At 71.8% G+C, this 20,370-nt stretch carries 17 protein-coding genes; 8 read left to right on the top strand and 9 right to left on the bottom strand.

The window, feature by feature from the left end; genetic code table 11:
• Positions 1-164 precede the first annotated feature (164 nt).
• Both AB0B89_RS24110 and AB0B89_RS24115 read right to left on the bottom strand, forming a co-directional pair.
• Complete coding sequence (locus AB0B89_RS24110; protein WP_358556950.1) at positions 165-2,048, bottom strand: propionyl-CoA synthetase; 1,884 nt, start codon at positions 2,046-2,048, stop codon at positions 165-167.
• 154 nt (positions 2,049-2,202) lie between these two features.
• The gene (locus AB0B89_RS24115; protein WP_358556904.1) at positions 2,203-3,159 is read right to left on the bottom strand and encodes a helix-turn-helix domain-containing protein; all 957 of its coding nucleotides are present in this window, start codon (positions 3,157-3,159) and stop codon (positions 2,203-2,205) included.
• 72 nt (positions 3,160-3,231) lie between these two features.
• Between AB0B89_RS24115 and AB0B89_RS24120 the strand changes: the two genes are divergently transcribed.
• From AB0B89_RS24120 to AB0B89_RS24145, 6 genes are all read left to right on the top strand, one after another.
• Entirely contained in the window at positions 3,232-4,590 is a 1,359-nt protein-coding gene (locus AB0B89_RS24120) for an MFS transporter (protein WP_358556906.1), read from the top strand.
• A 92-nt stretch (positions 4,591-4,682) separates the two neighbouring features.
• Complete coding sequence (locus AB0B89_RS24125; protein WP_358556909.1) at positions 4,683-5,390, top strand: peptidyl-tRNA hydrolase; 708 nt, start codon at positions 4,683-4,685, stop codon at positions 5,388-5,390.
• Positions 5,391-5,572: 182 nt separating this feature from the next.
• Positions 5,573-6,622, top strand: a complete 1,050-nt coding sequence (locus AB0B89_RS24130) for a hypothetical protein (RefSeq protein WP_358556912.1) — start codon at positions 5,573-5,575, stop codon at positions 6,620-6,622.
• 118 nt (positions 6,623-6,740) lie between these two features.
• Entirely contained in the window at positions 6,741-7,343 is a 603-nt protein-coding gene (locus AB0B89_RS24135) for a nucleoside triphosphate pyrophosphatase (RefSeq protein ID WP_358556915.1), read from the top strand.
• A gap of 40 nt (positions 7,344-7,383) precedes the next feature.
• Entirely contained in the window at positions 7,384-8,184 is an 801-nt protein-coding gene (locus AB0B89_RS24140) for an EI24 domain-containing protein (protein WP_358556918.1), read from the top strand.
• A gap of 213 nt (positions 8,185-8,397) precedes the next feature.
• Positions 8,398-9,480: a DUF4192 domain-containing protein gene (locus AB0B89_RS24145; RefSeq protein WP_358556921.1), complete on the top strand. Its 1,083-nt coding sequence runs from the start codon at positions 8,398-8,400 to the stop codon at positions 9,478-9,480.
• A gap of 71 nt (positions 9,481-9,551) precedes the next feature.
• On the opposite strand, the gene AB0B89_RS24150 is transcribed toward AB0B89_RS24145, so the two are convergent.
• Positions 9,552-9,896 carry a hypothetical protein gene (locus AB0B89_RS24150; RefSeq protein WP_358556923.1) on the bottom strand — a complete coding sequence of 115 codons (345 nt, stop codon included), beginning with the start codon at positions 9,894-9,896 and terminating at the stop codon, positions 9,552-9,554.
• Positions 9,897-10,114: 218 nt separating this feature from the next.
• Between AB0B89_RS24150 and AB0B89_RS24155 the strand changes: the two genes are divergently transcribed.
• Positions 10,115-10,648 (top strand): DUF1707 and DUF4870 domain-containing protein, encoded by a 534-nt coding sequence (locus tag AB0B89_RS24155; protein WP_358556926.1) that lies wholly within the window; start codon positions 10,115-10,117, stop codon positions 10,646-10,648.
• Positions 10,649-10,738: 90 nt separating this feature from the next.
• Here the strand turns inward: AB0B89_RS24155 and AB0B89_RS24160 are convergent, their stop codons facing one another.
• From AB0B89_RS24160 to AB0B89_RS24180, 5 genes are all read right to left on the bottom strand, one after another.
• Positions 10,739-11,530 carry a septal ring lytic transglycosylase RlpA family protein gene (locus tag AB0B89_RS24160; RefSeq protein ID WP_358556929.1) on the bottom strand — a complete coding sequence of 264 codons (792 nt, stop codon included), beginning with the start codon at positions 11,528-11,530 and terminating at the stop codon, positions 10,739-10,741.
• Between the two features lie 470 nt (positions 11,531-12,000).
• Positions 12,001-13,539, bottom strand: coding sequence for an ATP-dependent DNA ligase (locus tag AB0B89_RS24165; RefSeq protein WP_358556932.1), 1,539 nt, complete (start codon positions 13,537-13,539; stop codon positions 12,001-12,003).
• A 284-nt stretch (positions 13,540-13,823) separates the two neighbouring features.
• Entirely contained in the window at positions 13,824-14,198 is a 375-nt protein-coding gene (locus tag AB0B89_RS24170; RefSeq protein ID WP_358556935.1) for an FKBP-type peptidyl-prolyl cis-trans isomerase, read from the bottom strand.
• 279 nt (positions 14,199-14,477) lie between these two features.
• Positions 14,478-16,142, bottom strand: a complete 1,665-nt coding sequence (locus AB0B89_RS24175; protein ID WP_358556938.1) for a general stress protein — start codon at positions 16,140-16,142, stop codon at positions 14,478-14,480.
• A 384-nt stretch (positions 16,143-16,526) separates the two neighbouring features.
• Positions 16,527-17,966, bottom strand: coding sequence for a GuaB1 family IMP dehydrogenase-related protein (locus AB0B89_RS24180; protein WP_358556941.1), 1,440 nt, complete (start codon positions 17,964-17,966; stop codon positions 16,527-16,529).
• Between the two features lie 185 nt (positions 17,967-18,151).
• On the opposite strand from AB0B89_RS24180, the gene AB0B89_RS24185 reads away from it, so the two are divergent.
• Positions 18,152-18,658, top strand: coding sequence for an effector binding domain-containing protein (locus AB0B89_RS24185; RefSeq protein WP_358556944.1), 507 nt, complete (start codon positions 18,152-18,154; stop codon positions 18,656-18,658).
• 54 nt (positions 18,659-18,712) lie between these two features.
• Here the strand turns inward: AB0B89_RS24185 and AB0B89_RS24190 are convergent, their stop codons facing one another.
• Complete coding sequence (locus AB0B89_RS24190) at positions 18,713-19,870, bottom strand: CaiB/BaiF CoA-transferase family protein (protein ID WP_358556947.1); 1,158 nt, start codon at positions 19,868-19,870, stop codon at positions 18,713-18,715.
• Between the last annotated feature and the right edge of the window lie 500 nt (positions 19,871-20,370).

The raw sequence follows: 20,370 nt of genomic DNA on the forward strand, positions 1-20,370 counted from the left end.
GGGGGGGGGGTGCTGGCGGTGGGTGCGCGTGCGATCTCCTCGTTCGGGCGGGTTCGTCGTCGTTTCCGGGCAGGTGATCCGCACACGCGGTGGACTGCGCCGGGTGGTCCCCGCCTTCGATGCCGGATCGCCCTATGAGCCGGCTTTCTGGAAGTCCGCGGCCATCAGGCGTCGCGGTTTCGCAGCACCGGGCGCAGCAGGTCGAGTACGGAGGCGTCCTCGATGGTGGAGGGGGCCGGCTCGTCGGTGCCGTCGGCGATGCCCCGCATGGTCTTGCGAAGGATCTTGCCCGAGCGGGTCTTGGGCAGGCCCGGGACGATGTCGATCCGCCTCAGGCTCGCCACCGCCCCGACCTGGTCGCGGACCAGCCGTACCAGCTCGTCGCGCAGTGTGCCGGGGTCGGCCTGGACGCCGCTCTTGAGTACGACCAGCCCGCGCGGCACCTGCCCCTTCAGCTCGTCGGCGACGCCGATCACCGCGCATTCGGCCACGGCGGGATGCCCCGCCAGCACCGCCTCCATCGAACCGGTGGACAGGCGGTGCCCGGCCACGTTGATGACGTCGTCGGTGCGGCCCATGACGAACAGGTAGCCGTCCTCGTCGAGGTGGCCGCCGTCGCCGGTCAGGTAGTGGCCGGGATAGGCCGACAGGTAGGACGCGACATAGCGCTCGTCGTCCTGCCAGAGCGTGGGAAGCGTGCCGGGAGGGAGCGGCAGGCGCAGGCAGATCGCGCCCTCCTCGCCCGGGGCGCAGACCCCGCCGTCCGGATCGAGGACCCGCACGTCGTACCCCGGCACGGGGACCGTGGGGGAGCCGGGCTTGATCGGCATGGGGGCGAGGCCGCGCAGGTTGGCGGCCACCGGCCAGCCGGTCTCCGTCTGCCACCAGTGGTCGACCACGGGCACGCCCAGGTTCTCCGTGGCCCAGTGGTAGGTGTCCGGATCGAGCCGCTCGCCGGCCAGGAACAGCGTCCTGAGCGATGAGATGTCGTATTTGGCGAGGAGCGCCGCCGACGGGTCCTCCTTCTTGATCGCCCGGAACGCCGTCGGCGCGGTGAACAGCGCGTTCACGCCGTGGTCGGCGATCACCCGCCAGAAGGCCCCCGCGTCCGGCGTGCCCACCGGCTTGCCCTCGTAGAGGACCGTCGTCGCGCCGAGGAGCAACGGGCCGTACACGATGTAGGAGTGGCCGACCACCCAGCCGACGTCGGAGGCCGCCCAGAACACCTCGCCCGGCGCGATGTCGTAGACGTTGCGCATGCTCCACAGCAGCGCGACCGCGTGGCCCCCGTTGTCGCGCACCACACCCTTGGGCTTCCCTGTGGTTCCGCTGGTGTAGAGGATGTAGAGCGGGTCGGTGGCCGCGACCGGCACGCAGCCGGCGGGGACCGCCGCGGCCATCGCCTCGTCCCAGTCGAGGTCCCGGCCGGGCACCAGCGTCGCGGGGGCCTGCTCACGCCGCAGGATGACGCATGCGGCGGGCTTGTGCCCGGCGAGGTCGAGCGCGCCGTCCAGCATCGGCTTGTACGGCACGATCCTGGCGGGCTCGATGCCGCATGAGGCGGACACGACGACCACCGGCCGGGCGTCGTCGATGCGCATGGCCAGTTCGCGGGGGGCGAAGCCGCCGAACACCACCGAGTGGACGGCCCCGAGGCGGGCGCAGGCGAGCATGGCGACCACGGCCTCGGGCACCATCGGCATGTAGACGACCACCCGGTCGCCCCTGCCGACGCCGAGCCCCCTGAGCACCCCGGCGAACAGCGCCACCTGCGACAGCAGCTCCGCGTAGGTGTACGTGCGGGCCGTGCCGGTGACGGGACTGTCGTAAACCAGGGCCGCCTGGTCGCCCCGCCCACCGTCCACATGCCTGTCGAGCGCGTTGTGGCAGGTGTTCAGCTCCCCGCCGCTGAACCACCGGTAGAACGGTGCCCCCTCCGCGTCCAGCACCTTGTCGGGGGCGCGGTCCCAGCTCACGGCCTTGGCGGCGTCGCCCCAGAAGCCGTCGGGATCGGTGATGGCATTCGCGAAGACCTCCGCGTACGACATGCTCACCTGCTCACTGTCGGTTGGTCAGACGCTCGCCATCATGGCGCGCGGAGCCGGAGAACGACAGGGTCTCCGGGCGGGCGGCAGGCTCTGATCGGCCTTGGACGGTGCTGCGGAACACCGGGGCCGGCCGTCGCGGTGAGCCGTGACCCCCTCAGGACCTGAAGGTGTGGCGGTAGGTCAGCGGCGCGACGCCCACGGTCGCGTGCAGGTGCTGGCGTAGCGAGACGGCCGTGCCGAAGCCCGACCGGACGGCCACCTGGTCCACCGGCAGGTCGGTGGTCTCCAGCAGGTGGCGAGCGTGCTCCACGCGCTGGCGGCTGAGCCATCGGGCCGGGCTCAGCCCGGTCTCCTCGCGGAACCGGCGGGTGAACGTGCGCACGCTCATGCGGGCGTGCCTGGCCTGGGTGGCGAGGTCGAGCCGCTCTCCCAGCCGTTCGAGCATCCAGGCCCTGGTGGGGGCGGTGGTGGCGCCTCCGGGCTCGGGCAGGGGGCGTTCGATGAACTGCGCCTGGCCGCCCTCCCGCCAGGGCGGGGTCACGCAGCGCCGCGCCGCCCGGTTGGCCACCTCGCTGCCGTGGTCGCGCCGGACGACGTGCAGGCACAGGTCGATGCCGGCGGCGACGCCCGCCGAGGTCAGCAGGTCGCCGTCGTCGATGAACAGCACGTCGGGGTCGAGGAGGACCCGGGGGAACAGCGAACGGAACCGGTCGGCGTTCCTCCAGTGGGTCGTCGCGGGCCTTCCGTCGAGAAGCCCGGCCGCCGCCAGCACGAAGGCCCCCGTGCAGATCGACATCAGCCGGGAGCGTGACGACGCCTCCAGCAGGGCGTCGCGGACCTCGTCGTCCACGGTGCCGTCGACGAGCGGCGAGCCGCCGTGGATGCCGGGGACCACCACGGTGTCGGCCGTGCGGAGGACCGAGAGATCGTGGTCGGGCACGACGCTGAAGCCCGCCGAGCTGCGCACGGGCCGCCCGCCGGGGGTGCAGGTCACGACCTCGTACAGCCGGCGGTCCGCGGCGTCCTCGGCGATCCAGAAGACCTGGCCGGGGATCCCGAGGTCGAGGGTGGCGAAGTCGTCTAGGGCGAGGACCGCGACGCGATGAGCCATGGCCGGATTCTTTCACATATTGGCTATCAAGCCACTCGCCCGGTATGTGGGCCGGAATCCATCATTGTCGGCATGACGCTGACGATGGATGTGAAGCGGAGGCGGCGACCGCACCGGGCCTGGGTGGTGGCGGGAGTCGCCTTCGTCGCGATCGTGGGAGCCGCGGGGTTCCGGGCCACGCCCGGAGTCCTCATCACCCCGCTTGAGGAGGAGTTCGGCTGGACGCGGGGGACGATCTCGCTCGCCGTCTCGGTGAACCTGATGCTGTACGGCCTCACCGCGCCGTTCGCCGCGGCGCTGATGGACCGTCTGGGCATGCGCCGCGTCGTCGCCTCCGCGCTGCTGCTCGTCGCCCTCGGCAGCGGGCTCACGGTGTTCATGACGGCGAGCTGGCAGCTCGTCGCGTGCTGGGGCGTCCTGGTCGGGCTCGGCACCGGGTCGATGGCACTGGTCTTCGTCGCCACGGTCACCGACCGGTGGTTCGTACGGCACCGGGGCTTGGTCACCGGAGTGCTCACGGCCGGAGGAGCGGCGGGCCAGCTCGTCTTCCTGCCCGCGCTGGCCTGGATCGCCGAGGGACCGGGATGGCGGGCGGCCGCGCTGGTGGTCGCCGGGGCCGCGCTGACGGTCGTGCCGCTGGTCTGGTTCCTGCTGCGCGACCACCCGCAGGACGTCGGCCTGACCGCACTCGGAGCCGAACCCGTCCCCGCGGCCGGTGCCGCGGAGGCTCCCGGAGCCGGAGGCGTTGGGGGGCGTACGGCGCCCGTGGCGCGCAAGGGAGGGGCGGCGGTGCGGGCGGTGACCGTGCTGAGGTCGGCGGCGCGCACCCGGTCGTTCTGGTTCCTCGTGGGAGGCTTCGCCATCTGCGGCGCGAGCACCAACGGCCTGGTGGGCACCCACTTCATCCCCGCGGCGCACGACCACGGCATGCCCCAGACCACCGCGGCGGGCCTGCTCGCGCTCATCGGCGTCTTCGACGTGGCCGGGACCGTCTTCTCCGGCTGGCTCAGCGACCGGGTCGACCCGAGGCTGCTGCTGGGGGCCTACTACGCGCTGCGCGGCGCCTCGCTGCTGATCCTGCCCACCCTGTTCGCGGCGACGGCCGAGCCCAGCATGCTGATCTTCATCATCTTCTACGGCCTCGACTGGGTCGCCACCGTGCCGCCGACCGTGGCGCTGTGCCGCACGCTCCACGGCCCCGACGGCGCCGTGGTGTTCGGCTGGGTGTTCGCCTCCCACCAGGTCGGCGCGGCCATCGCGGCGGTGGCGGCCGGCGTGACCCGCGACCACCTCGGCCACTACGACGCGGCCTGGTACGGGGCCGGCCTGCTCTGCGTCCTCGCCGCCATCATGTCCCTGAGGGTGACCCGCGACGGCGGGGCGCGCGCGGGCACCGGTTCCCCGGCGGAACCGGTGGCCACCGTGGGATGAGGTCCGCGCGTACGGGCGCGAGTGTGACGGTGGTGCGTCCCAAAGGGCGGACGGGCCGGACCGGTGTGCGGCGGGGCTGAGATCCTTGGGACGTGAGCCGGCCAGACCAAAGAGTGCTTCCCCTTGTCGTCCGCATCGAGCGCGCCGATCCGCCCGAGCGCACCGACGCCCTGGAGGCGGCGGCGCTCGCCGTGCTGACCCTGCTGACCGACGAGCGCGCGGTGAGCGGCGAGTGGGCGGAGTCCGTCCAGGCGTGGGAGACCATCGGCATCAGGAAAGTGGTGCGCAGGGCCAGGGGCGTCGAGTGGCGGCGCGTGGAGGAGCTGCCCGGGATCACGGTCGCGGTGCGGTCGGCCGAGGTGCGCGTTCACCCGCCGATCCCGCTCGACGCCTGGCCGAAGGAGCTGTCCCGGCTCCAGGTCTCCGGCACCGACCTGAACGACACCGGGCCGCCGGAGCCGCCCCCGCCCGGCGCGGCGGTGCTGTGGCTCAACCCGTCGCTGGACATGTCCGCGGGCAAGGCCATGGCCCAGGCCGGTCACGCGGTGCAGCTCGCCTGGTGGGGCACCGACGAGCCCACCCGTGCCGCGTGGCACGCCGAGGGGCTGCCGGTCGCCGTACGGACCGCCGGGCCGCGCCGGTGGGCGGCGCTGGTGGACAGCGGGCTTCCCGTCGTCCGCGACGCGGGGTTCACCGAGATCGAGCCGGGTTCCCGCACGGTCGTCGCGGACGCGCCGTGGCTGCGGGCGGGCGGCCACCGCCCGGCCGGATGGGGGCCGCTGCGCAATCCGCCGCGGTAGGGCGAGGCCATTGACCGGGGGGCGAACGCGGAGGTCAGAGCGTACGCGAACCCCTGTGCGGCAGGCACTCCGTTCCCGAAGTGTGATCGGGAACTCAGACGCGCATGGGGGATTTGCCGTACGCTCCGATCGTGCCAAATGGGGTGGGTGGGAACTACGGGACCAAGGCCGTCCCAACGTATGTGACAGCGGACGCGGAGACCGCGCCGCTGCCCAAGATCACGGCCGAGGAGCCTCCTCCTCTTCCAACGCCACCGCCCGTCAAGCGCTCCCTGATCTCCAGGCTGGGCGACCTGCCGATGCGTGTCATCTACCGCGGCGTCGCCTCCGCCCTCGCCGTACTCGCCGTCGTGACGGCGGGCGTCGTCTTCTTCGCGACGGGCTCGCACAAGGGCACGCCGAGCGCCGCGGGACCCACCGGAGGGGAGCCCCTGGCCACGCTGCCCGCGCCCTCGTCCGGCGCGTCCGAGGCTCCTCCGGTCTCGGCGGAGCCGTCCGCGCTCTCCGCTTCCGGGGCGTCTTCGATGCCGTCGCTCTCCGCTTCCGGGGCGTCTTCGGTGCCGTCGGTCTCCGGGTCGGCGGCGGTCGTCCCGTCGGTGCCCGCCTCGGCCTCGGGGCCCTCCGAGGTCTCCGCGCAGGGCTCGGCGTCGCCGGTGCCCACGCCCGGCAGCAGCGCGCTCGCCACGGCCCAGGCGGACCCGCGCGTCCCGCCGCTGCCCGCAGACCGGAAGCTCGCCGACTTCCGCGGGCGTGCCGCCCCGGCGAAGGGGCGGGTGAAGGACCGGCGGTCCGGCGTCACGTTCACGCGCTTCACCAAGGCGTGGAAGCTCACCAAGTCCTCGCCGTTCTCCACGCGGCGCACGCTTCCCGCGGTCAAGGGGGCGGGACACCGGGCACTGCTGGCGTCGTGCCCGGTGCCGATCGCGGTCCAGGAGGACCTCAAGGACACCGCCTTCCTCGCGGCGCGCTGGACCCTGAACTACCATCCGGTGGGCTCGAAGATCACGTGGACGGCCTCACAGCCGATCAAGGCGGGCAAGCAGAAGGGCTGGCTGCTCGGGTACCGCGTGAGCTACAAGGCCGGTGGCAAGAAGCACGTGTCGACGGCGGCGGTCGCCCTGGTGGAGGTCTCCTCCTCCAAGCCGGCCCTGGTCTTCATCACGATCCCCGACGCCCAGAAGAAGCGCTGGGCGGACATCAACACCGTGATGTCCAGCGTGCGTGCCCTGTAGGGCCCTCCTGGACGCTCGGCCGGTCCCCGGCTTCGGGGCGTGACCGGGGCGCTCGGGCGAGGGGCGTCCGTCCTTTCCCGGGCGTACGGGTCCCCGGGTTCCTCTAGGCTCGGATGACATGACCGAGATCGTCCTCGCCTCCTCCTCGCCCGCCCGGCTCGCGCTCCTGCGCAGCGCGGGCCTCGACCCCACCGTCGTCGTCAGCGGTGTCGACGAGGACGCCGTGACCGCCGGGTCACCCGCCGAGCTCTGCCTGGTTCTGGCCCGCGCCAAGGCTTCGGTCGTGGCGGAGGTCCTCACCACGGGTCTCGTCATCGGCTGCGACTCCATCCTTGAGTTCGACGGCCAGGCGTACGGCAAGCCCCGCTCGGCCGAGGAGGCCGTGGCGCGCTGGCGGTCGATGCGCGGCCGTACGGGCAGGCTCCTCACCGGGCACTGCGTGATCGACACCGAGACGGGGGCCATGGCGTCCGAGGTCGGGGCGACGGTGGTGCGCTTCGGCGAGCCCAGCGACGAGGAGATCGCCGCCTACGCGGCCAGCGGCGAGCCGCTGCGGGTGGCGGGCGCGTTCACCCTCGACGGACTCGGCGGCTGGTTCGTCGACGGCATCGAGGGCGACCACGGCAACGTGCTCGGCATCTCGCTTCCCCTGCTCCGGCGGCTGTTCGCCGACCTGGGCGTCCCCGTGACATCCCTCTGGAAACAGGGATCTTTCCACTGATCTTGCGACGATCCTCGCGGAAGGCATTAGCCTGCCGGGCATGAACAGCATGGGCCAGCCCATCCGCCGCGGGATCGGTGGCTTCGCCGACGGGATCAAATACTTCTTCCAGGGGCTCGGCTGGGTCGCCAGGAACCCGCGTCAGTGGCTCTTCGGGCTCATCCCCGCCCTCATCGCGCTGGCCCTCTACATCGTCGCGCTGGTGCTGCTCGGCACCTACGCGGGCGACCTCGCGGCCTGGGCCACCCCGTTCGCGGACGGCTGGAGCGCGGGCGTCCGCGACACCCTGCGGGTCCTGCTGGGTCTCGTCGTCTTCGCGCTCGGCCTCGTGCTGGCCGTCATCACCTTCACCGCCGCCACGCTGGTGATCGGCGACCCGTTCTACGAGAAACTCTCCGAGCGCGTCGAGGAGAGCATGGGCGAGGTGCGCAAGGGCCCCGACGTCCCCTTCTGGCGGTCCGTCATCCGGTCCGTACGGGACAGCCTGATCACTCTCGGGTACGTGCTGATGTTCACCATCCCGCTGTTCATCCTGGGGTTCGTCCCGGTGGTCGGGCAGACCGTGGTGCCGGTGCTGGGCGCGGCCGTCTCGGGGTTCTTCCTCACCGTGGAGCTGACCGCGCTCGCCATGGAGCGCCGGGGTCTCGCGCGCAAGCAGCGCTTCGCCCTCCTCCGCGCGGACAAGTCCCCGTCCCTGGGGTTCGGCGTGCTGGTCTTCCTGATCTTCCTGATCCCCTTCGGGGCCGTCTTCGCCATGCCGGCGGCGGTCGCCGGAGCCACCATCATGGTCCGCGTACGGCTCGCGCCCCACCACCCGGCCCCCGCCCCCTCCGACCGCTGAGGCCGAATCGCTGGCCCCGCGTGGGGTTCGCCCTGTGGATCCCTCCGTTCGGCCGGTGGCCGTCGTGGGGCGGTACGGTGACGGTCTTCCCACTTCAGGGATGGACAGCCGCCGACGCGTGCCCGCCGGTTTGATAGGAAGTCCTCGTATGTGATTTCCACAGGACGTCGTTCGGTGGAATCGGCCGGTCGCGGGTTCACGAGGCTTCGGCCCATGACGCCCTCACCGATTCTCCTCAGCTCTCCCGACGACATCCTCGGGGCCGTGCCCTATCTTCTGGGCTTCCATCCCGTCGACAGCCTCGTCGTCATCGCCTTCGCGGGCAGGGGTGCGCGTGGCAGGCTGCGCGTCACCACGCGGTGGGACCTGCCACTTCCGGCCGGTGCGATCGACAGGCTCGTGCCGTTGCTCCGGCGAGAGAAGGTCACGCACACGATTCTCGCCGGGTTCGGCGAGGGGCCGCTCGTGACGCCGGCCGTCGACGAAGCCAGGCGACTGCTCGGCCCCGCGGGCATCGAGGTCATAGAAGCCCTCCGCGCCGAGGGCTCGCGTTACTGGTCCTATGTCTGCCGGCAGATCCAGTGCTGCCCTCCCGAGGGGCGGCCGTACGACCCGGTGGCCGGTCAGGTCGCGGCGCAGGCCACGCTCGGAGGCCTGGTCGCCCTGCCCGACCGCGAGAGCCTTGAGTGGTTGGTGGCTCCCACCAGGGGAGCGGCGCGGGTCACGATGCGCGAGGCGACCCTGCTCGTGGCCGCCCAGGTGCGCTCGCGGCTCATCGGCACCCCGAAGCCCGAGGAGGTTCCCGCCGAGTTCGTCGCCGAGGGGCTGGCCCGGGTGCGCCGATCGGTCGAGGGCTTCGGCTCGCGGGGGCCGTTGCCCGACCACGAGGCGGCCCGGCTCGGCGTCGACCTGGCCGTGATCCGCATCCGCGACGAGGCGTGGACCCTGATGGGCGACGACACGCAGGACACCCACGTCGCCCTGTGGGCCGACCTCACCCGCAGGCTGGAGCCCGCGTTCGTTCCCCCGGTCGCGTCACTGCTGAGCGCCGCTGCCTGGCGTCGTGGCGACTGCGCGCTCGCGGGCATCGCCGTCGAACGGGCCCTTGCCGCCGACCCCTCGTACTCGATGGCGAACCTTCTGGCGCAGGGTCTGCGGCAACTGGTCAGCCCCGAGATCCTGCGTCACCGCATGCCGACCCCGGAGGAACTGGACGCGAGCATGGGCCCACCGCGCATGGAATGGCTCCACCCGATGCTCGGCCTCCTCGACGACCACACCGTCCTGAGCCGGTAGCGGAGAGCGGAGAGCGGTGAGCACTCCCGCGACGAGGTGGGATGGCCCCGGCGTTCACGCCGGGGAGGATGTCAATCTTGCGCCGGGCTGTTCCTGCGGCGCTCGTTGTAGGCGCGCATCCTGCCCGGGTAGCCGGTGAGCTGGACGTCGTAGACAGGGAGGGCGAGGTTCCTCGCGACCTTGATGATGACGGCGGGGGAGCCGACCCTCCGGCGGGTCCATTCGCCGTCATGGGCGACGGCGACCGCGGTCGTGTCGGTGGCGAAGGTCTCCGGCTCGACGTAGAACTCGACTCCCCGGCGGGACTTCGCGAAGGCGATCAGCGCCTCGATGTCGCCGTCGTTGGCCTCACGGTCGAACCTGACGATGTTCCGGCCACGTAGCCGGCGAATTCCATAGCGATCCCGCCATCCCATATCCCTTGTATACCTGGGCCGACCGACAATTGGGCGCCTCCGGGCGAGATCCGGGTCGGGTCGGGGTTGTTCCGGATAGACCAGACTCGCCGTAACTTCGAGAATGGGAGGACGACCGATTACGACGAAAGGTGCGGCCACTGATGGCAGGGGTAGCGAGACCTCCGGCGACACCGTCCACCGGAGGGTGGGGGCCGGCGCCTCACCCTCAGCTTCGGGTGACCAACCAGGATCGCGATCAGGTGGTCGAGCACGTCACCGTCGCCTACACCGAAGGCCGCCTCGACAAGGACGAGTTCGACGAGCGGATTCACCTCGCGATGACGGCACGCACCCACGCCGATCTCGCGCCGATCATGCACGACCTGTATCCCGTGCGGCCCCTGCCCCACGCGCCGCGACCGCTCCCGCAGATGGGGCCGCACCACACGGCGCCGCTGACGGGCGGCGATCGGCTCGGCGCCGCCGCCGCGCACCTGCTCCCGATCTGCGGGCTGTCGTTCGTCGGGCCGCTGATCATGCTGCTGACCGGGGGGAGGACCTCGCCGTACATCCGTCAGCACGCGGTGGAGTCGCTCAACTTCCACCTGACCATGATGGGCGCCACGCTAGCGTTGCCCTTCACCGTCATCGGGGTCGTCCTCATCCCGTTCATCTGGATCGCCGCGTTCGTGCTCGGCATCATCGGCGCGGTGTCCGCGATCGGCGACACCCACTTCCGCTACCCGCTCACCCTCCGCCCGGTCAAGTAACCCGGCGCTCGCAGCCGCTCGGCTGAGTGAACGGCCTGCCGGGTTGTTTCGGTGCGGCCCGTTCTGCCTGGTGTGCCCGTGGACCGGCTCCTACCGGGCGAGCACGTCGTACTTCACGGTCATGGCACCGGTGGAGAGGCTGCCGATGGCGTCGAAGGCGGCTCGTGACAGGTCAAGGCAACGGCCGCTCACGAACGGCCCGCGGTCGTTGATGCGGACGGTCACGGTCCTGCCGTTTCGCGGGTTGGTCACCCGCACCTTGCTCCCCATGGGGAGGGTCTTGTGGGCCGCCGTCATCGCGCCCGGGTCGAAGCGCTCACCGCTGGCCGTCATCTGGCCCTCGTCGTAGTACGACGCTCCGCAGGTGCCCGACGAGATCACCCTGCTCTTGGCGGTGGCCTTCTTCGCCGCCTTCACCGGCTTGGCCGCCTTCGTGGGCTCGGCGGTTCTCGCGGGCTCGGCGGTTCTCGCGGGCTCGGCGGTTCTCGCGGGCTCGGCCGCCTTGGTGGGCTCCGCGACTTCCGGGGGGCCGACGGCCTGTTTCTGAGTGGCAGCGGCGTGGGGCCCGGCTCCGGAGGTCGTGGCCGTGGCGGAACCGGAAGCCGAGGGGCCGGCCGAGGCGAGGGGGTTCCAGGGGGTGACCGTGCCGCTCGCCGTATGCGCCGCGGCCGTGGCGGTGGTCGTACGACGGGCCGTCCCGATACCGGCCGCGGCGGTGACCGGTGCGTCGTCGCCGCTCTCCACGACGATCCAGGCGCTCGCCGACACCGCGGCGACCACGGCGGTGACGGCGAGGGCGGAACGCAGGTGCCGCCGGGCACCGGCCCTCAGCGGGGGAACCGTCTTCTCGTACCAGCGGGAGGAGGAGGCGTGAAGGCCCAAGGGAACCACGGTCCTAGATAGGGGGCAAGGACGCGGGACGGCGGGTGCGGACGAGCGTGGGGGAAGCCACCGAGCCGGTCCTGTCAGCCGTCCCAACTACGTATCAAGGTGCAAATCACCTATCACGTAATGCCAGGCACCATAACGGACAAACAGGAAGTAAAGGCAGTAAAAGGAACGCAAAGTGACGTAAGTCACATCGTGGGTGATCAGATTCCTGCCAGAGATCCGCGGAACGCCTGGTCGTGTTCGGTGGCCGGGGGTCCGTGGGGAAGTTCGCCTGACCCAGGACATGGGGGAGCGACCGGCCGCTCCGCCGGTACGACGTGCCGGAAGGACGAGCGTCGAGGCGCCGGGTCGGTAAGGCTGACTGGTTCGGGGGCGGGGAAGGCCGGTGCGGGGATGGCCGACCGTGGGTGGGAAGTGCGGGGGTGACGGCGGGGTGGGAAGTGCGGGTGGTCGACGGGGGGTTAGAAGAGCAGCTCGCGGACGGACTGCACGGTGTCGGCCTCCTCGGGGCGCTTGTCGGGGCGGTAGCGCAGGACGCGGGCGAACCTCAATGCCACGCCGCCCGGGTAGCGCGGGGAACGCTGGACCCCGTCGAAGGCGACTTCGACCACCATCTCCGGCCGTACCGTGACCACCCACTCGTCGCTCGGTCCTTCGGCGAGCGCGAGGAACCGCTCGGTCTGCCAGGCCAGCAACTCGTCGGTGAGGCCCTTGAACGTCTTGCCCAGCATCACGAAGTCGCCCGACTCGGGGTCCCTCGCACCGAGATGCAGGTTCGACAGCTTGCCCTGACGCCGGCCGTGCCCCCATTCGGCGGCCAGCACGACGAGGTCGAGGGTGTGACGTGGCTTCACCTTGATCCAGCCCGCCCCTCGCCGTCCCGCCGCGTACGGCGTGGCGGGGGACTTCACGACCACGCCCTCGTGACCCTGCCGGAGGACGTCGGCGAAGAACGACATGCCCTCCTCGGGGTCGGCGGTGACGAGGCGCGGCGCCAGCAGCTCGGCGGGCACGGCTCGCGTCAGTGCCGCGTGCCGCTCGCTGTCGGGAAGGTCGAGCAGGTCCGTACCGCCGACGCGCAGCGCGTCGAAGAAGAACACGCTCAGCGGTGTCGTCGCGCGCGACCGTACGACGTCGATCTTGCTGGCCACCCGGCTCGCGGTCACCTGGAAGGGCTCGGGACGGCCGTCGGGACGCAGGGCGATCACCTCGCCGTCGAGCACCAGGTCGTCGACGGGCAGGGCGAGCACGGCCTCCACCAGCTCCGGGACCTGGGCCGTGATGTCGTCCAGAGTCCGTGTGAACACACTGACGTCGGAACCCGAGCGGTGCGTCTGGACGCGCACGCCGTCGAGCTTCCACTCCAGGGCCGCGGGGCCGCCGCCCAGCTTCGCCAGGGCCGCCGTCATGTTCGGGGCGCTCTGGGCCAGCATGGGAGAGACGGGGCGGCCGACCTCCAGGTGGAACGAGCGCAGGGCCTCGACGCCGCCGGTGAGCGCCGCGGCGCCCACCGCGGGAAGCCAGCCGCGCAGGGTCAGGGCACGCCGCACCTCCGCGGAGGGAGTGCCGGCCGCCTTGGCGACCGCCTCGATCATGACCCCGTTCAACGCCCCTTGACGCAGCTCGCCCCCTAGCAGGCGCAGGAGAAAGGACTGCTCCTGGCGGGTCGCCGAGCGGAACAGCTCGTCGACCAGGTGCTTCCTGGCAGCCTGGGAACCCGCCCCCACCTGGGCCTTTATGCGGCTGAGGAGATCGTCCACCTCGCTGAGAGTGGCGCTGGCGATCTGGCGCGGCTCGGGGAGATCCTGCAGGCCTCGCCAGCCGACGCCGATCTGCCGCTGGGGAAGCTCACCCGAGAGGTACGCGACGGCGATCTCCGCTTCCTCGGGCTGGACCCTGCTCAGCAACTCGGCGAGATGCCGGATCTTGGCGAGCCGGGCAGAGTCGGCCGCGACGGCAGCCGAGGTGCGCGCGAGGTCGATGAGCAACACAGGTCTCATCGTGCCAGTTCAGCCGAGGGGACGCTCCCGCAGGTGGCGATATAGGCGAGATGAGCCCTGAACTTCGCCGATGTCCCCACAAAAGGGCTCGTATCACGGCGGTGGTACCCGTAAAGGGCTCGTATCGAGGCGGGGGTACCGAAGCGCCGGCGGCGGGGTCGTACGGCCGGTGGGGGGTCGCCGTGGGAGCCGCCGGGCCGGAAGAGCTCGCGGTGCCGCGCGAGCCGACGGGCCGGAGGCTCCCACGGCGTCAGGGCTGGTGGCCCCGGTGGACGGGCGAGCGGTCAGCTCACGCCGAGGAGGTCGACCACGAAGATCAGCGTCTCACCCGGCTTGATCGCGTTGCCGGCCCCGCGGTTGCCGTAGCCGAGGTGGGGCGGGATCGTGAGCCGGCGACGACCGCCGACGCGCATCCCCGCGACACCCTGGTCCCAGCCGGCGATGACGCGACCGGCGCCAAGCGGGAACTGGAAGGAGTCGCCGCGGTTCCAGGACGCGTCGAACTCCTCACCGGTGGAGAACGCGACGCCGACGTAGTGCACGTTCACCATGTGCCCCGCCTTGGCCTCCTCACCGTCTCCCACGGTGATGTCAACGATCTCGAGATCCGCCGGCGCGTCGCCCTCCGGAAAGTCGATCTCGGGCTTCTCGAGTGCCACGTGTTCTCCTTGATTAGAATGCGCGCCCCCGATGTGGCATGGAGCGCGCCTGGACCAGGCGCCGACCGCCTTCCGGCCGACCGCACGACTCTACGGGGTCTCGACCGCGGACGGGCGGCGAGGGCCCATTCCGCGATCACTCGACGAAGCGAGTGCCGGGAGAGGGCCCTTCCCCTGAGACCGTCCGCGTCCTGGTGGGGGACGCGCGGTCCCATCCCCATGAGCCACCCCCATTGTTCCAGGCCGGACGGCACGACCGCCCTCGCGGCACGCCTCGGGTCATGGCTTGGGGGACGTGTCCTCGCTGGTGGTCGCCGGGGTGGGGTCGGCGGGTTCGACCGTCGACGGCTCCGGCGCGGTGACCTTGGCCTTGGTGGAGCGGGTCGTCGTCGTGCGCCTCGCCCCGGCGGGCTTGGCCGGGGCGACGGCCTTTGGAGTCGCCTCGGCTCCGGGCGCCGCCGGCTCGGTCAGCGGGGCCTCAGAGGGCGCGCCCTCCGGCGATTCCGAGGGGGCGACCTTCGGCTTGGCCGTACGGGTGGTCTTCCGGGGGGTCGTAGAGCCGGCGCGCGTGGTGGCCGAGCTCGTACGCGCGGTGCCGGAGCTCGTGCGCGCGGTGCCGGAGCTTGCGCGCGTGGTGGTGGAGCTCGTACGGGTGGCGGTCGACGTCGTCCGCGCGGCGGTGGTGCGCCTGGCCGGCTTCGACGGGGCGGCCTCCGGCGCGACATCGGGCGCGGCGTCCGGCTCAGCCTCGGCAGCCGGGCTCACGATTTCGGAGGAGGCGGGTCCGGTGACCACGGGGTCGGAGGCGGAGGGCTCCGACGGCGAGGGTTCGGAGGAGTCCTTCGAGGTCGTCGAGGACGAGGCAGGCGAGGGGCTCGCGGAGGGCTCGGGGGCAAGGGGCTCGGGTGCGGAGGGTGCCGCGGCGGCTCGTACGGTCGACAGCGGGATGGCGATGGTGGCCTCCTCCATGGCCTCGGCCCGGGTGGCGGCCGGGCGGGCCGAGCCGGCGGGCGAAGGCATGGTGACGGCGTGGTCGCTCACCGAAGCCGGCATGGTGACGGCCTCTTCGGCGGAGGGCGGCGTCCTGACGGCGTCCTCCGCCAGGGACGGCATGGTCGCGACATGCTCGTCCGGCGAAGTCGTCCCACCGGTGGACGGGGAGCCGGCCGCCGGCGAGCTCGCCGCCGAGGAACCGGCCGCTGAGGGGTCGGTCGCCGGGGACCCGGTCTCCGGGAAACCGGTGGCAGGGGGCTCGGTCTCCGGAGAACCGGTCGAGCTTGTGGACACGGACCCGGTCGCCGGGGCGCCCCCGGCGGGGGCGTCCGTCGGCCGGGTGTCGCCGGAGGGGGAGTCCGGGACGGCCGGGGAAGCGAGGCCGGGGAGGGCCGGGCCGGGGGTCGCCGGGGAAGCGTGGCCGGGGAGGGGGGAGGTTCGGGGGCGTTCGACCACGACCGTGTCGGCCGGACGGGTGCCGCCCTCCAGCACGGCCAGGGCCTCCTCCAGTGCGGCGGAGGGCACCAGGACGTCGTACCGGCCGGCCACGATCACGCTGCGCGAGGTGAAGTCCCGGGTGCCGCCCTTGAACGCGTGGCTCGCGAACCCGAAGGCCGCGCCCATCACGGCGCCCCACAGCACCGCCCAGACGGCGAGCGCGAGGAACGAGGCGGTGGTCGTGGTGAACAGCCCGAGGAACAGGCCGACGACGAGCCCGAAGACCGCGCCGCTGATGGCCCCCGAGAGGGCGGCGCGCGCATTGGTCAGTCGTCCGGTGACCGTCTCCTCAAGGCGCAGATCGCTTCCGACGATGGCGACGTTGTGGACCGGATATCCGGAGTCCGAGAGCGAGTCGACGGCACGCTGCGCGGCCGGGTAGTTGTCATAGCTGACCAGCAGTCGCCTGTCAGCGGCGAGAGGTGAGGCCAGTCCGGGTGACGAACCGATCATGGGGGGATTCCGCCTTCGCGGTCAGAGGGTTCATTTGCGGCTCCGCACTACCCGAGGGAGGCGGGTTCTCACCGGCTCCCGAGCGATGACATGCCTCAAGGAGCCGGGCCGCCCCAATTCTGGTGCAGCTGCGTCCCCCGAGGAGGTGACTTATCGCGAACTGTGGTTAGCGGTGTGTCTTGAGATGGTCCTGGTGCAGTGTCGTGTCTTCGGGTGGGCTGTCGCGAACGCGGATGCCGGCTTCGGTGGAACGGCGGGCGTCCTGCGGTGGCGGTGTCAGGGCCGGTGGCAATTGTCAGGGGGCGGTGGCAGGTGTCAGGGCCGGTGGCGATTGCCCCGGTGGCAAGTGTCGGGGCCGGTCGGAGGGCGGGCCTTGAGGCGGGGTCACCAGCTCTGGTGGAGGGGCATGCCTTCCGAGTAGCCGGAGGAGCTTTGGATGCCGACGATGGCTCGCTCGTGGAACTCCTCCAGCGTGGTGGCGCCCGAGTAGGTGAGTGACGAGCGCAGACCCGCGACGATGGCGTCGATCTGGTCCTCGACGCTCGGCCTGACCGGGTCGAGGTACATGCGCGAGGTCGAGATGCCCTCCTCGAACAGCGCCTTCCGGGCGCGGTCGAAGGGCGTGTCCTCGGCGGTGCGCAGCCTTACGGCACGCGCGGAGGCCATGCCGAAGTTCTCCTTGTACCGGCGTCCGTTGGCGTCGGTGTGGGCGTCGCCGGGCGACTCGTACGTGCCGGCGAACCAGGATCCGATCATCACGTTGGACGCGCCGGCCGCGAGGGCGAGTGCGACGTCGCGCGGGTGGCGCACGCCGCCGTCGGCCCACACGTGCCTGCCGAGACCCCGGGCCTCGGCCGCGCATTCGAGGACGGCGGAGAACTGCGGCCGTCCGACGCCGGTCATCATCCTCGTGGTGCACATGGCGCCCGGCCCGACCCCGACCTTGACGATGTCGGCGCCCGCCTCGACCAGGTCGCGGACCCCGGCCGCGGTCACGACGTTCCCGGCGGCCACGGGGACGTTCGGCGAGAGCGCCCGTACGGCCGACAGCACGGAGAGCATCTTCTCCTGGTGGCCGTGCGCGGTGTCGACGACCAGGCAGTCGACCCCCGCGTCCAGGAGTTCCTTGGCCTTGGCGGCGACGTCGCCGTTGATGCCGACGGCGGCCGCGACGCGCAACCGGCCCCCGGCGTCCAGGGCGGGCTCGTACAGCGTGGCGCGCAGCGCGCCTGTGCGGGTGAGGACCCCGACCAGCCGCCCGTCGCCGTCGACGACGGGGGCGAGGCGGTGCCGGCCGTCGTGCAGCATCTCGAACGCCGCCCGGGGATCGGTGCCCGCGGGGATGGTCATGGGCGAGACCGACATCACCTGGGAGAGCTGGGTGAACATGTCGACCCCGTGGCAGTCGGCCTCGGTGACGACGCCGATCGGCCGGTTCTCCCAGTCGACCACGATGACCGCCCCGTGCGCCCGCTTGGGCAGGAGGTTCAGCGCCTCCCCGACGGTCTCGTGCGGGGTCAGCGTGATCGGGGTGTCGTGGACGAGATCGCGCTTCTTGACCCAGTCGACCACTTCGGCGACGACGTCGAAGGGGATGTCCTGCGGGATGACGGTGATGCCGCCGCGCCTGGCGATCGTCTCGGCCATGCGGCGGCCGGCCACCGCGGTCATGTTCGCGACCACGATGGGGATGGTGGTGCCCGTGCCGTCGCCGGTCGACAGGTCGACGGTGAGCCGCGACCCGACGGCCGATCGCGTCGGGACCATGAAGACGTCGCTGTAGGTCAGGTCGTAGATCGGGGCCTGGTCGTTGAGGAATCGCACGTTGGCTCAGCCTATGCGATTCATGAGGAACAATGGGATTCCCCAGCTCATCTGGGTCGAATGTCCTTGGTTGAGCTCATCGGCCACCCCTTACGCGCGATGATCGAGACGGCGATCGTCCGGTCCGGATACATTGACGGCGCGATCGAGTCAAGCGGACGGGTGGCCCTGGAGTTGGAGGCGCTATGATCATCGTTGCACGGCCCGAGGTGCTCGTCGTCGGCTACGCCATGCGCACCAACAACGCGGCGGAGGCCGATCCGTCGCGAGCGCAGCTGCCGGGCCTTTGGGCGCGTGCGGGAGCGCCGGGAGCCTTCGCCCACGTCCCCGGGCGCGTCGACGAGAACCTCTACGCCGTCCTTATCGACTACGAGAGCGGTCACCAGGGGTCCTACACGCAGATCGTCGGCGTGGCGATCCGCACGGCGGCGGGGCTGCCCGAGGGCATGGTCGCCGTCCGCGTGCCGGCCGTCCAGTCGCTCAAGGTCGAGGCGCACGGCCCGATGCCGCAGGCGTTGATCGAGGCATGGCAGCAGGTGTGGAGGCACACCGAGGGCGGCGGGGTCCCCGCGCGGGCCTTCACCACCGACCTGGAGGTCCACCACCGCGCGGGCGTCGATCTCTACCTGGCGGTCCTGCCCGGCCACAACCCCATCCCGGCCGGTCCCGGCAGGGACCGCGCCCAGGCGTAGGCGGCCTCCCCCGTCACGGCCGTCGCTCCGGGAGCACCGAGCGGCGCGGCGGTGTCAGGCCAGGACTCCCGCCTCGCGCAGCGCCTTGGCGCGCTCGTCGGACAGGCCCCACGCCGACAGGTCGTGCAGGCGGGTCGCCTGGGCGAGGTCGCCCCGCCCGCTGCCGAGCAGGCGTGGCGCGGGCACGGGCTGGGTGACGCCGCCGACCTCGACGAACGTGCCTCTCGCGGTGTTGTGCGGGTGCCGGGCCGCCTCGCCCATGTCCAGGACGGGCGAGACGCACGCGTCAGAGCCGTCGAAGATCTCCTCCCACTCGGCGCGGGTCTTCGACCTGAACGCCGCCGCGAGCCGCTCGCGGATCTCCGGCCAGTTGGCGCGGTCGTCGCGGCCGGGCAGGTCGGTGAGGCCCGTCTTGCTCACCAGCTCGGCCCAGAACGCCGGCTCCAGCGACCCGACCGCCACGTGGCGCCCGTCGGCGGTCTCGTACGTGTCGTACATCGGCGCGCCCGTGTCGAGCAGGTTGGTGCCGCGCGGGCCCCACAGTCCCGCCTGGGCGCTGTGGTAGAACATCGCGAACAGGATGGCCGCGCCGTCCACCATCGCGGCGTCGACCACCTGGCCCCGGCCGGTGCGCTCGCGCTCGAACAGGGCGAGCAGCACCCCGTAGGCCAGCATCAGCCCGCCGCCCGCGAAGTCGCCGAGGATGTTGATCGGGGGAGTGGGCTTGCCGTCCTCGCGCCCGAGCATCGACAGGACGCCGGCGATCGCGATGTAGTCGATGTCGTGCCCGGCGGTCGCCGCGAGCGGGCCGTCCTGGCCCCAGCCGGTCATCCGGCCGTAGACGAGCCGCTCGTTGACGGCCAGCAGATCGTCGGGCCCGATGCCGAGCCGCTCGGCCACGCCGGGACGGAACACCTCGATCACCACGTCGGCGCCCGCGGCCAGTTCCTTGAACGCCGCGACGCCCTCGGGCGACTTCAGGTCGAGCCCGATGGTCCGCTTTCCGCGATCCATGACGTCCGTGCGGGGGCGGTCGCCGGATCTGGCCACGGCGGCGACCCGGTCGACCCGGAGGACCTCCGCGCCGTGGTCGGCGAGCATCATGCCGGCGAAGGGCCCCGGCGCGAGCCCGGCCAGCTCCAGCACGCGGACCCCGGCCAGGGGGCCCCGCCTGGGGCGATCTTCCGGATCCGGGCCGCCGTTGTCGCTCATTGGTGTCTCCTCGGGTGCGATGTCGACGATAGACGGCACCGTGCGGGCAAAGCAAACGCTTGGTATCGTGCGATCCGGGCCCGACCCCGATCGCCTGGGACACGACGCTAACCCCTGCTTGAACCGCGCGTCGAAGGGGGGTCCTGAGTTTGCGCGGGTTTAACGTGTCTACTCTGGTCGGTGGTCATCTCAGGAGATAGCGTTCTAGCGACGATCTCCACACACTTAGTTCTAGGGGGTGGTGGCATGCCAGATCGCACGGTGAGGACGACCGCCCAGATGACAGCCCATCGCAAGGCCGTCGAGCAGATCAGGGAGTCCTACACCGCCCTCCCGGAGGGGGCCTCCCCGCGGCTGTCGAAGCCGACGACGAACCTGTTCCGCTTCCGCGAGCCAGGCAAGGCGGCGGCCCGTACGCGATCAGCTCGTCCCGGTCGGGCGGCGGGACAAGGTCGGCGGCCTGCCCGGAGCCGAGGCCCAGCACCAGATACCGGTTGCCG

The sequence above is a fragment of the Sphaerisporangium sp. NPDC049002 genome, assembly GCF_040649355.1.
Lineage (GTDB): Bacteria > Actinomycetota > Actinomycetes > Streptosporangiales > Streptosporangiaceae > Sphaerisporangium.